The organism is Sphingobacteriales bacterium (assembly GCA_012517435.1).
Classification (GTDB): domain Bacteria; phylum Bacteroidota; class Bacteroidia; order CAILMK01; family JAAYUY01; genus JAAYUY01.
In genome coordinates this window covers 1-11,741 of sequence record JAAYUY010000037.1, presented here as the reverse complement: position 1 = coordinate 11,741, position 11,741 = coordinate 1, and the positions used below count along the sequence as shown (strand labels likewise).

At 38.8% G+C, this 11,741-nt stretch carries 12 protein-coding genes; 7 read left to right on the top strand and 5 right to left on the bottom strand.

The window, feature by feature from the left end:
- Positions 1–9: 9 nt before the first annotated feature.
- The 7 genes from narH (at position 10) to GX437_02270 (ending at position 7,348) form a co-directional block, all read left to right on the top strand.
- Positions 10–1,500, top strand: a complete 1,491-nt coding sequence (narH, locus tag GX437_02300; protein NLJ06480.1) for a nitrate reductase subunit beta — start codon at positions 10–12, stop codon at positions 1,498–1,500.
- On the top strand, positions 1,500–2,066 hold the full coding sequence (locus GX437_02295) for a hypothetical protein (GenBank protein ID NLJ06479.1): 567 nt from the start codon (positions 1,500–1,502) through the stop codon (positions 2,064–2,066). Before narH ends, GX437_02295 begins: the two co-directional genes overlap by 1 nt.
- Entirely contained in the window at positions 2,059–2,748 is a 690-nt protein-coding gene (narI, locus tag GX437_02290; GenBank protein ID NLJ06478.1) for a respiratory nitrate reductase subunit gamma, read from the top strand. The genes GX437_02295 and narI overlap by 8 nt, the downstream gene beginning before the upstream one ends.
- An 11-nt stretch (positions 2,749–2,759) precedes the next feature.
- Positions 2,760–4,253, top strand: coding sequence for an MFS transporter (locus GX437_02285; GenBank protein NLJ06477.1), 1,494 nt, complete (start codon positions 2,760–2,762; stop codon positions 4,251–4,253).
- A gap of 10 nt (positions 4,254–4,263) precedes the next feature.
- On the top strand, positions 4,264–5,847 hold the full coding sequence (locus GX437_02280; protein NLJ06476.1) for a NarK/NasA family nitrate transporter: 1,584 nt from the start codon (positions 4,264–4,266) through the stop codon (positions 5,845–5,847).
- Positions 5,848–5,903: 56 nt separating this feature from the next.
- Positions 5,904–6,356, top strand: coding sequence for a hypothetical protein (locus GX437_02275; protein NLJ06475.1), 453 nt, complete (start codon positions 5,904–5,906; stop codon positions 6,354–6,356).
- Positions 6,357–6,514: 158 nt separating this feature from the next.
- Positions 6,515–7,348: a T9SS type A sorting domain-containing protein gene (locus GX437_02270; GenBank protein ID NLJ06474.1), complete on the top strand. Its 834-nt coding sequence runs from the start codon at positions 6,515–6,517 to the stop codon at positions 7,346–7,348.
- Positions 7,349–7,355: 7 nt separating this feature from the next.
- Here GX437_02270 and GX437_02265 read toward each other — a convergent pair whose 3' ends face one another.
- The 5 genes from GX437_02265 to GX437_02245 form a co-directional block, all read right to left on the bottom strand.
- Complete coding sequence (locus GX437_02265) at positions 7,356–7,934, bottom strand: FMN-binding protein (protein NLJ06473.1); 579 nt, start codon at positions 7,932–7,934, stop codon at positions 7,356–7,358.
- A gap of 10 nt (positions 7,935–7,944) precedes the next feature.
- Positions 7,945–9,147 (bottom strand): hypothetical protein, encoded by a 1,203-nt coding sequence (locus tag GX437_02260; GenBank protein ID NLJ06472.1) that lies wholly within the window; start codon positions 9,145–9,147, stop codon positions 7,945–7,947.
- A 108-nt stretch (positions 9,148–9,255) separates the two neighbouring features.
- Positions 9,256–9,846 (bottom strand): response regulator transcription factor, encoded by a 591-nt coding sequence (locus GX437_02255; protein ID NLJ06471.1) that lies wholly within the window; start codon positions 9,844–9,846, stop codon positions 9,256–9,258.
- Entirely contained in the window at positions 9,836–10,546 is a 711-nt protein-coding gene (locus GX437_02250; protein ID NLJ06470.1) for a hypothetical protein, read from the bottom strand. Before GX437_02250 ends, GX437_02255 begins: the two co-directional genes overlap by 11 nt.
- A 199-nt stretch (positions 10,547–10,745) precedes the next feature.
- The gene (locus tag GX437_02245) at positions 10,746–11,648 is read right to left on the bottom strand and encodes an AEC family transporter (protein NLJ06469.1); all 903 of its coding nucleotides are present in this window, start codon (positions 11,646–11,648) and stop codon (positions 10,746–10,748) included.
- Positions 11,649–11,741 lie beyond the last annotated feature (93 nt).

The window sequence follows — 11,741 nt, the reverse complement described above, 5'->3', positions numbered from 1 at the left end:
TTAAAAAAGATGGATATACGCTCACAAATCGCAATGGTTTTTCATCTCGATAAATGTATCGGATGTCATACCTGTTCGGTAGCCTGTAAGAATATCTGGACCGACAGAAAAGGGGCAGAATATATGTGGTGGAACAATGTTGAAACCAAGCCCGGCACAGGTTATCCTGGTAAATGGGAAGATCAGGAAATTTATAAGGGTGGCTGGAAAAAGAAAGGAGATGAACTGAAACTTGCCAGTTATGATAAAAAAGGTACCCTGCTTTCCCTGTTCAGCAATCCCAATATGCCGGTTATCGAAGATTATTATGAGCCTTTTACGTATGATTATCAGCACTTAACGAATGCACTGGCAGGAGAAGACCAGCCGACAGCCAGACCAATTTCCATGATCACAGGCAAACCCATGGATATTAAAATGGGACCTGCATGGGATGATGATCTGGGTGGTACGCCAGATTTTGCCAGGCAGGATTCGAATCTGAAAGACATGACGGAGGAAGAAAAAGAGTCAATATTCCAGATTGAAAGAATGATGATGTTTTATCTGCCAAGGATATGCAATCATTGTTTAAATCCGGCCTGCGTGGCAGCCTGTCCTTCAGGGGCCATTTACAAAAGAGGCGAAGATGGGATTGTGTTGCTGAATCAGGAAAAATGCAGGGCATGGCGTATGTGTGTTACCTCCTGCCCTTATAAAAAAAGTTATTACAACTGGAGTGCAGGGAAATCGGAAAAATGCCTGCTTTGTTATCCAAGGCTTGAAACCGGTCAGGCACCAGCCTGTATGCATACCTGTGTCGGAAGAATACGTTATCTGGGTGTATTGTTATATGATGCCGACAAAATCAAAGAATATGCTTTGGCCGAAGAACATCAACTGGTTGACAAACAAAAGGAACTTTACCTGAATCCTTTTGACCCTGAAATAATCCGTATGGCGAAAGAAAACGGTATTGCCGATTCAACCATCGAAAGCGCTCAGAAATCACCGGTATGGAAGTTTTTAATGGAATGGAATATTGCCCTTCCTTTACATCCTGAATACCGTACCCTGCCAAATTTGTTCTATGTCCCTCCTGTTTTGCCCATTATCGGCATGATGGAAAACGGCCACTACAATACCCATTCAGCTTCATTTTTCGGCAATGTGGATGAAACACGCCTGCCATTGAAATATCTGGCCAATCTTTTTTCTGCCGGAGATACCTCAAAAATAGCTGAAATTCTGAAAAAACTTTATGCTGTCAGGCTACATCGCAGGAACGCAACGGTAGGTGATCTGGATAATGAAATGGTCAATAAAGCAATGCAGGAAGTCAATCTTAGTCATGAAGAGGCCGACAGTATTTTCAGGCTGACTTCGCTGCCCAAATGGGAAGACCGTTTTGTCATTCCGCCAGCACATCGCGAGCAAGCCATCGAAATGCTTGAGGATGTTCATGAATACAAGGGAAACCATGGAATTGGCTTTAATGAAAAACCTAAAAGAATCAATTGATGAAAACTTACAGTCATTATGAAATACTGGCCGAATTGTTTGATTATCCTAACGAAAATTTCAGAACCAGACTACAGGAAATTCTTAATGCGGTACAAGCTGATTTTCAGCAGTATAGCTATTTGGTTCAGCAATATGCCTCAGCAACAGAAAAACTGAGCTTGCACGAACTGGAAGAGTATTATCTGAACACTTTCCTGTTAAATGCTGTCAGTAGCCTCGACATAGGCTTTGTTTTATTTGGCGAAGATTATAAACGCAATATATTTTTATCGCAGATGCAATCGGAGCAAATTAAAGCAGGGAATGACTGTGGAGTCGAATTAGCCGACCATCTGCCAAATGTGTTACGGCTGCTTCCAAAACTGGAGAAAGACTTCAGGGAAGAGTTTTCATGGTGTCTTTTGTTACCGGCAGTTAGTGAAATATGCCTGAAATTCAGCACTACAGATAATTTCTATTATGAGCTTTTTTATCTGCTCGAAAACATTCTGAAAGATGATTTCGGGCATTGCACACTTGAACAATTTGTCATCAGAAAAAAAGAAAAAGTTGAATATGAGTAACTTATTGTTTTTTAATGTGTTACCTTATGTAGCACTCTTCGTAATGATTGGCTGTTCGTTTTACCGCTTTTTCAGCAAGTCGTATCAGGTTTCCTCCCTCTCGAGCCAGTTTCTCGAATATAAAGGCTTGTTCTGGGGAAGCAATTCATTTCATTATGGGCTTGTTTTCCTGTTTTTTGGCCACCTGACGGCATTTTTATTTCCACGCAGTGTGCTGGCATGGAACAATCAACCAGTCAGGGTGATTATTCTGGAAGTTTCTGCCTTTGCCTTCGGACTGGCTGTACTAACTGGACTTATTTTGTTAATAATCAGGAGATTAAATAATAAACGTCTGCTTACAGTTGCCTCCGGAATGGACATAGCCGTTTATCTGGTATTGCTGGTGCAGGTGATTTCAGGGCTATGGGTGGCATATTTTAACCGCTGGGGTTCATCCTGGTTTGCCAGCGTATTGACTCCCTATCTGTATTCCATTTTCCGTTTTTCCCCTGACTCCACAGCTATTTCCACCATGTCACTTTCCATTAAAATTCATGTGGTCAGTGCATTTCTTATCACGGGCATGTTTCCCTTTACCCGATTTTTCCATTTTATTGCATTTCCTTTTACCTATCTGTGGCGTAGCTATCAGGTGGTTGTCTGGAACTGGGACAGAAAGAAAATAAGAAAAACCGTTTAAAATGAAATAATATGCAGGAACAGGTTACTGGAAAATCACACCGGATGCTGTTTTTCAATACACTGGCCTTTACAGTGTGTTTTGCTGTCTGGGTGTCGAATGGAGTCATGATTACCTTTTTAGTAGATAATGATGTATTTAACTGGGATTCGGTACAAATCGGCTGGCTGATGGGGATTCCCATTCTTACTGGTTCGATTTTCCGACTACCTATGGGAATGCTGACCGATAAATTTGGTGGGAAATGGGTGTATTCAGCCTTACTGTTTTTTTGTGCCGTGCCTATGTTTCTGCTGAGTTATGCAACCACTTACTGGCATTTTGTCCTCGCTGGTCTGGGTTATGGTATGGCAGGAACCGGCTTTGCTATAGGAATAGTCAATACTTCTGTCTGGTTTCCCAAACACTGGCAGGGAAGGGCTTTGGGAATTTTCGGGGTAGGGAATGCAGGGGCTGCGGTTACTACTCTTCTTGCTCCTAAAATTCTTCAGATTCTGACCAATAGCGGTGATTTTACCGAGAATTGGCGTATGTTGCCAAAACTTTATGCCCTCGTGTTGGTTGTCATGGGAATTTTATTTGTGCTTTTTACCGAAAATAAAAAACATGCCATTCAAAACCGTACGACACGCCAGCTTTTACAACCATTGAAAAACATACGGGTCTGGCGGTTCGGGCTTTATTATTTTTTGGTGTTTGGCTGTTTTGTGGCATTCAGCCAGTGGCTAATGCCTTATTTTGTAAATGTTTACGGTGCTTCTCTTGTCATTGCCGGACTGTTAACTTCTTTGTTTAGCCTACCATCAGGCGTCATCAGGGCATTGGGTGGCTGGATGTCGGACAAATGGGGGGCACGTCAGGTGATGGTTTGGGTTTTTGTTTTGTCCATGCTTTGTTCCTTTTTCCTGTCGGTTCCGAGAATGGAGATTTATTCCCCGGGAAAAGGCATCATGGCTGCCCGTTCAGGAATTGTCAGAGAAGTCAGCGATACACACATCAGGGTTGATGTAAAGCAATACAAAGTTTTAAGCAAAAGCGGATTAAATCAGAATTATGATGAAAATTTCCTGATTTTCCCCACAAAAGACCAATGGCAGGAACCAGTCGTTAAAACGGGAGATGTAGTGAAAAAGAAACAATTGCTTGCAAAAGGAGTAACAAGAATATATTTTCAGGCCAACCTCTGGATTTTTGCTTTTCTTGTGCTATTCATCGGTATTGTTTGGGGAATAGGGAAAGCAGGGGTTTACAGATTTATTCCTGATTATTTTCCGAACGAAGTCGGTGTGGTAGGCGGAATGGTGGGTGTCATTGGTGGCCTTGGCGGTTTTATCTGCCCGATACTCTTCGGTTATCTCCTGAAATGGACAGGTTTGTGGACAAGCTGCTGGATGTTGATGCTGGTTCTTTCGGTTGCCTGTCATTTATGGATGCGTTCAACTGTAAAAAAACTGACTAAGGAAGCCGCACCTGAAATTGCTGGCGATTTTGACAGAAAATCTTAAAATGAATTATATGACAACATGGTTAAAAAACTGGACACCTGAAGACCCATCGTTCTGGGAATCAACAGGTAAGAAAATTGCATGGCGGACTCTTACAATCACCACCATTACACTCTTGTTTTCATTTGCCACCTGGTTTATGATGAGTGCAATTGTTACAAAATTACCGGGAATAGGATTTAATTTTACCACCAAACAATTGTTCTGGCTGGCGGCAATGCCCGGTCTTGCAGGCGGAACACTGAGGCTCGTTCACATGTTTTTAATTCCCATTTTTGGTACCCGACACACTATTACCATCGCCACACTGATCAAGTTAATTCCGGTCATCGGCATCGGACTGGCTGTCATGAATCCGGGAACACCGTTCTGGGTATTTATTGTGTTGGCACTTACTGCTGGTTTTGGCGGAGGCGATTTTTCATCCTATATGCCCTCAACTTCTTTGTTTTTTCCCAAAAAAATGATTGGTACTGCGCTGGGTATTCAGGCCGGTATTGGCAATTTTGGTGTCAGTGTTGCACAGTTTATGACTCCTGTAATGATTGGCATTGCCACGCTGGGTGCCTCTCAGGTTTTCACTAAAATTGATAAAAAAGAAGTGATTGCTTCATTTACCGAAGTTAATCATGATCAACTGGCTGCTGATTTTAATAAACTGAATGCTGATATTCAGGAAAAAATATTTGCCGGTATTGACAAAAAAGCAATGGAAGGCATAGACATCAAAAATGCTGATAATAAAGGATTTATTTTTGCCTCTTTGCCTGAGAAAGCCAAAGCAGGAGCTATTTTAAAACTGCATCCCAAAGTGGCGAAAAATGTTCTTGAACAGCTTTCCTGCAAGGGGGCAAAAGATAAAGAGATTTACCTGCAGAGTGCTTCATTCTGGTATTTGCCCATATTAATCATTCTGGTAATTTTATGCTGGCTAATGTTAAGGAGCGTTCCGGTAAAAGCTTCTTTCAGGGAGCAATTTGATATTTTCAGAGACAAACACACCTGGTATTGCACTATTACGTATTTGCTGACTTTCGGAACTTTTTCGGGTTTGTCAGCAGCTTTTCCCATGATGATCAAAGCTCTTTACGGAAATTTTGAAGGTGCTCCTGACCCGCTGACATACGCATTTTATGGCCCTTTGATTGGTTCTGCCAGCCGTGTTTTGTTTGGCTTCGTTGCCGATAAAACCGGTGGAGCTATTCTGACAACTATTACGGGACTTGGTTTGATAACGGGCATTGTCATTATGCTGAGCATGAATCTGGTAGCTCCGGAATCTATGGCACAATTCCCGTTGTTTGTAGGCATCATGCTGGCCATGTTTTTCTTTACCGGAATGGGTAATGCAGCCACTTTCCGTCAATATCCGATTATTTTTGCCCATAACCAACGTCAGGCTGCCGGTGTAATTGGTTTTACCGCTGCTATTGCTGCTTACGGCCCCTTTATTTTTTCAAGTATTATCGGAGCTGTTATTGCTGCTACCTCCAAAGCCAACGGATTCTTTTACGGCCTGCTGGTATTTTGTTTTATCGCCACCTTTATCAACTGGCATTTCTATAACAGAAAAGGATGTGAAAGGCCAAGCTAAAAACTTAACTCTCATGTATCATTAACTTTTTTATTAACTTTTAAATTATCATCATTATGAAAAACTTTAAACATTTAATGTTGCTGTTTGTCTTACTGACAGCAGGGCAAACAGCTTTTAGCCAGAGTCTGGCAGGTAATGCTTTCAGGTTCCCTAATGGAACAAAAGAATGGTCGGACCCTTTGGATAAAAACCTGCAATCTGTTAAAATGGACAAAAAAGGTATTGCTCCTGTGCCGCTTGTTTTCAGGATTAAACTCCAGAAAAGAGTTACTATGGGAAAATGGTATTATGTCGAGGTAACAAACAAATCCGAACAATATACCATTCAGTTTACCATGCAGGCCAGTGGAGTAAATCAGGATAAATACACCGTTAAACTTAAACCGGGGGAAAGCAAAGTTTATGAAAGATTCAACTGGCATTTAAACAGTTTTGGAGATAAACTCAGGCCGGATGAAGAGCCCGAAAGCTGGGCATTTGTTTTTGAAGGGATAGGTGTTAAGTAACCATTAAAACAGTTAATATGGAAAAAAGAAATTTACTTTTAATTTTGTCTTTTCTGATTATAGGAAATACATACTCACAGGTATTGACATATAACAATTTCAGCAAATGCCTGTCAATGACACAACATATTTTGCTTGCAGATAAAAATTCTTTTAGTATGACAATGTTGATTACTACAGGAACCGGGGTTATATGGGACGCGTCAGGTATAAAACAACAATCTGGCACACCTGCCATAAATTTTGTCTATGGTGATCCAACCCTGACACCTAATGGGAATCTTTATCCTTCAAGTAATTATGTTCAGTTTGACCCAATGCTTACAGCGGTTTTAGGTTACCTGTATTATCAATTAAACAGTGATAGCTTTGTCAGTTGGGGTGATTATCAACCTTCAACCCAGCATGAAATTTTTCAAAACCCAGATAAAAGATTAATTTTCCCCTTTACCTATGGAAATTCCTTTAATGACACTTATTCAAAAACCAATTACAGCAATGCTACCACTGTCAGCAGTTATCAAACTGGAAGCAGAACAGTAAGTTTTAATGGCTTTGGGAAACTAATCCTTCCACAAGGTAGTTTCAATAATGTGGCATTAATAAGTGAATTAAGAACTAATAGTTTAGGTCCAAATTCAACTGATTTTACCTGGTATAATCTCGAAGATGGCAGGCAGTTGATGTATTATGCTGAGAATAATGGGAAAATAACCATTTTTTATTCGACAGATTCTCCTTCCGGCATGGCAGACAATGATCAGAACCAAAAACTGATGATTTTTCCTGATCCGGTCAGCGAAAAACTGCAAATACTAAATTCATCAGAAATTTTTGATTATCAGATATTTGATTTAAATGGAAGGTTGATTAAGATAGGTTATACGGAAAACAGTAAGATAATGATAAATGATGTTCCTGCCGGTTTGTACATATTGTACTTATTCAGCAACGACAATTATCATTTTTTTAAGGTGAATGTGAGCCATTAGTCCTCTGTCAAAAGTTTTTCTTTTCAGATTTCAGCTTTTTTATTTCTGAGGTTCTGATAATGACGTCATTGATGAGCCCATGAACTGACACAGTGGCACCGCTGATGGCATCTATGTCTTTTCCGGCTATCAGACTGTTGTTACCGTTGTAACCGATAAACTGTTTAAGCCAGCCGTTTGAGGTAATTTCATTTCCATGGCTTGCCATGTAATTAAACACCATAACCTTTTGTATGCTTATGGTGCTATCAAAGAGGATAAAATAGTCAAAATACTCAGCAAAAGAAGATTTGCTGTTTTTTAAATTTGAAAAGCACATGCCCTGTCGGCAACTCATTACCCTACCGATATAACCATAACCTGCTAAAGTATTTCCTGTATAAATACTAAAATATTTTCCAGTATTACTATCAGGTTGATTTTCTGAAGATGGATAATACGCAATATGAAAATGATCGGTATGATAGATTTTACGGATTTCTCTATCCAGCTGACGGGGGTGAAAATCTAGAGGTCCGTTAAATGTAAAGGCAAATGACTGGAAAAACAAGATTAAAACTAAACATTTCAGTAAAACAGATTTCACAAATGCTGATTTAAAAGGTTACACCAAATCCAAAATTAAGGTATTTTTGCCAAAAATGGACATTGGCAGGTTTAATCCATTGAAAATCAGATTTGATAATGGCATGGTCGTTTAATCTGAAAGAAATACCGGCAGTCAGAATTGTATTCATCAGGGATTTATCTGCAACAACCGGTTTTTCAACCTGGTGATGAAGATTATAAAATTCATATCGGAAAAAAGGTATCAGGCTGTATTCAATGTCAGGGAAAGGACGTAAAACATTATATCCAGCCTCTAAATAATAACCTATTATTTGTTTGCCAAGATTATTGAAAGTATTGCCGGACTGACGAAAAGTATTGTATTGATCAGTATTGCTTAAATTGATGAAATAGAATTGCCCCCTTAACTGAAAGCCTTTGATGAAATACCTGAAATCGGCTCCTATCATGCGAATTCCAATTACCGATGAATCAGCTGTTTTTTTTAGTCTCAGGCTGTCTTTATTTAAATCTGAGTAAAGCTTACTTTGAGAATTACCGGAATAGAATGAAATACCTGTATGGAGATTTTTAAAGCCAAAATATTCAATTCTTGAACTAAGAGCCGGAGAATAAGTATAAGCTTTTGAACCTTTCTGACGACCATCCCGCAAGGGATTGGCTCCGTTAAAAACAGCTTTACCATCATATCCATTAAGTCCTCCGGTAATATAAATCTGATATTTGATTTTAAATGGGAGAAAGCTTCCCCAAAAGCCTGTTCCAATTTCCCTCCATGTTGAAAGCGATATTTTGTTGTCGATAACCGGGCGTTCAACTCCGTTAAAAGTTACGGGTTCATGAGTCTCGTTAATGATTCCCATAGGAATGAGCAATAATCCTGCTCTTAAATTCAGGTATTTGTTAAGTCGATGCTGTAAAAATGCCTGTTCAATCCATAACTCTTTTGCATATTCAAATTCAATTTCCGAAACAAACTGAGTATGATGAGAAAAATTATAGCCATAAAATAAAACCAGCCGGTGAACATCAAGCTGAGATGCCTTGTATAAATTTTTAAAATAAGGCTTGTTAAAATGAACCTCACCATATCCGCCCAATTGTAATTTCCCGTCATTTTCAAGCATTTGTTCAACGGAATTTTTATATACCACAGTGGTGTCCTGTTTTTTCTGTCCTGACAGCCAGATAGGTAAGATGATAAATAAAATTAAAACAAATCTTCTCATTGTAGTGAATAATTAAGTTTACCGGCAAAAATCAGCTGTCTGATAATTTGAACCAATACCTAAAACTAATGATATTGATGAAAAAAGATACCTGATAGGTGGTAGGAATTATTTCAGATTGTCAATCGAAGCAATATTATGGGTCAAGGCAAATATTGTCAATCCCGGTTGACTTCGTGTTCCGGTTTTAGCATAAATATTTTTGCGGTGAGTCATGACAGTATGAATACTGATATTCAGTTTTTCAGCTATTTCCTTGTTTGAGTATCCTTTTATCATTTCAAGCAATACATCGGTCTCTCTGCTGCTCAGCGGGGCCGTTTTATTTTTCTCTGAAGAATGGGCAAATCTTATTACTTTTCTGGTTATAATCTCAGCCGTATCATCCAGGTAAATGATTTCATCCAGACAGGATAAAATTTCTTTTCCGGGAAAAGACGACTGTAAACCGATCCATTTAAGCTCGGGCTGGGATAACCTTGCATTTCTGACCTGCTTCAGGCGGCTGATAATCAGACTGGTATTTATCAGTATAATATTAAGTTTAAGCCGGTTGGCATGTATATTCAGGTTGTCAATATCTTTTATCAGGATAGTAACAATATTTTGCCCTGATTTCTGAAGTAAATTCTGAATGCCCTCCCTGATGATATCCGAATCTTCAATTATTCCGATAGTCAGGTATTTATTATTGCTCATTCCCTCCATTTTCAATTCTTTCTGTTAAAGGAATTAATATCATATCTTCAATCAGGGAGTGAATTTTTAATTCAAAAGCTAATTCATTGAGCATCATCATCAGCTTTCGCCTCACGGGTAATGGTTTTTCAAGTGGAATATAATGGAGGATAATATCTTTAAGTGCTTCAAGGCTGGTTTCGATATCGGTATGATGTTCTTTATAGTATCTGACTGAAAAATTTTTATAACTTATTTTTTGCTTGTCTAAAAGTGAAAAGAAGTATGGAAAAGCAATTTTTTCCTCATAGGCAATGTGTTCTTTTACATCATTGAAATACTCCATGAAATAGGTTTCAATAATATTAAAAATCTCCTTTCCTGTATTCTCTCCAAAAACCCTAATTAGTTCACGTATTTCAGGATATTTTTCATTCAGATAATATTGGTGACTGTTTTTCAGGTAAAAGATAATTTGCCTCAAAGATTCATTGGGTAAGTGATCAGCTTTGTCCAGATAATAACCTGAGTGTAAGTTGCAAATCAGTACCAATAATTCCGGACTTAATTGATTTTCGATAGATAATTCCTCAAAAGTCTGATTCTTTTTCATTTGAAAAATTCCAAAATTCTCCAGCACCAATAACAGGATCGGATTTTCCTTAATAATCCTGCCTACTTCCATATCTGCGGTTATATAGGAACCTGAATTAAAATGCATAACAGTATTTATGATAAATGATGACTCTGTAAAGTTGAGCAAAGATAATTGTAAAGGAAGAAAAATTTTAAAGTAGCAATAAACAATAAGAATTGAAAACATTTTCAGCAGAATGTAGCTTCAGGCGATACGAATCCTTATAAAACACAGAGCTGATTCATGTGATGATGGATTACATTGATTGATTAACCAAAGGACCTTAACGCCAAAACAATAATAATAAAGGAACCAGCACCATTCCCAGTAAAATTGAGAAGGAGACAAGATTTGCGGCATAGCGGGTATCCAGTTTCTCCAGTGAGGCAAAAGTGAGTGTATTGAATCCGACAGGTGATGAAGCTCCGGTTATCAGAATGATTTTCGCAAGAGGATCAAGTGGTAATATTGCAATCATTAATAAACCCAATAAAAAGCCAAATCCCATACGAAGGGAAATACCTGTTAAAAGATCCCGGAAGTCAGAAAAGGAAGGGGCAAAAAACAAAGATAAAGCAATCAGAAACAAAGGGATGGTCATTTGACCGCTGAAATCAAGAAAGGATAACAATGCATGCGGAAGTTGTATGTTTGAAATATTGAGCGTTAAAGCAATCAATAGTGCCCAAATTGGTGGAGAAGTGAAAACTTTTTTGTAGATTTTACCTGAATTTCCCGCATCTTCACCATGCCGGCAGGCAATATAATACACCACACTGTATGCCATTATCCCGTTGGAAAAATCAAACATAAACAGGTATCCGAGCCCTTTTTCACCCCAAACAGCATGGACGAAAGGAATGGTAAATCCGATATTCATAATCATGGAAGATGTTAGTAAAACACCTGATTTTGAAGCTGACAGACCAGAAAGTCGGGAAGAATAATAAGCCAGAATGCCTGACAGCAGGATGATGACGGCAGATGCGAAAGGCAGCCAGAACAAAGCCGGAATCAGCTGAATACCTGATAATGTTTTTAACACAAGGGCAGGCAAAGTAAAGTAGAAGATGAATTTCAACATTCGTTCACCGTCAGTTTGGGAAAGGACATGAGTCCAGCGGAGTATTAGTCCTGAAAAAAATATCAGGTAAACAGGCAAGATATTTTGGAGCATTTCTGCCATGGGACAAAAATAAGCTTATTATCGGGGCAAAAGGTTTACCTTTACACTTTTTTTAAAAAAGCAAAAAGCGAATGAAATGGCATGTTATTGTTA

Excerpts from the sequence above, each read along its gene's own strand:
- GX437_02260 (NLJ06472.1), bottom strand. The coding sequence starts at position 9,147 with ATGAGAAGATTTGTTTTAATTTTATTTATCATCTTACCTATCTGGCTG.
- GX437_02270 (NLJ06474.1), top strand. The coding sequence starts at position 6,515 with ATGACAATGTTGATTACTACAGGAACCGGGGTTATATGGGACGCGTCA.
- narI (NLJ06478.1), top strand. The coding sequence starts at position 2,059 with ATGAGTAACTTATTGTTTTTTAATGTGTTACCTTATGTAGCACTCTTC.
- GX437_02295 (NLJ06479.1), top strand. The coding sequence starts at position 1,500 with ATGAAAACTTACAGTCATTATGAAATACTGGCCGAATTGTTTGATTAT.
- narH (NLJ06480.1), top strand. The coding sequence starts at position 10 with ATGGATATACGCTCACAAATCGCAATGGTTTTTCATCTCGATAAATGT.
- GX437_02250 (NLJ06470.1), bottom strand. The coding sequence starts at position 10,546 with ATGCATTTTAATTCAGGTTCCTATATAACCGCAGATATGGAAGTAGGC.
- GX437_02275 (NLJ06475.1), top strand. The coding sequence starts at position 5,904 with ATGAAAAACTTTAAACATTTAATGTTGCTGTTTGTCTTACTGACAGCA.
- GX437_02280 (NLJ06476.1), top strand. The coding sequence starts at position 4,264 with ATGACAACATGGTTAAAAAACTGGACACCTGAAGACCCATCGTTCTGG.
- GX437_02255 (NLJ06471.1), bottom strand. The coding sequence starts at position 9,846 with ATGAGCAATAATAAATACCTGACTATCGGAATAATTGAAGATTCGGAT.
- GX437_02245 (NLJ06469.1), bottom strand. The coding sequence starts at position 11,648 with ATGGCAGAAATGCTCCAAAATATCTTGCCTGTTTACCTGATATTTTTT.
- GX437_02285 (NLJ06477.1), top strand. The coding sequence starts at position 2,760 with ATGCAGGAACAGGTTACTGGAAAATCACACCGGATGCTGTTTTTCAAT.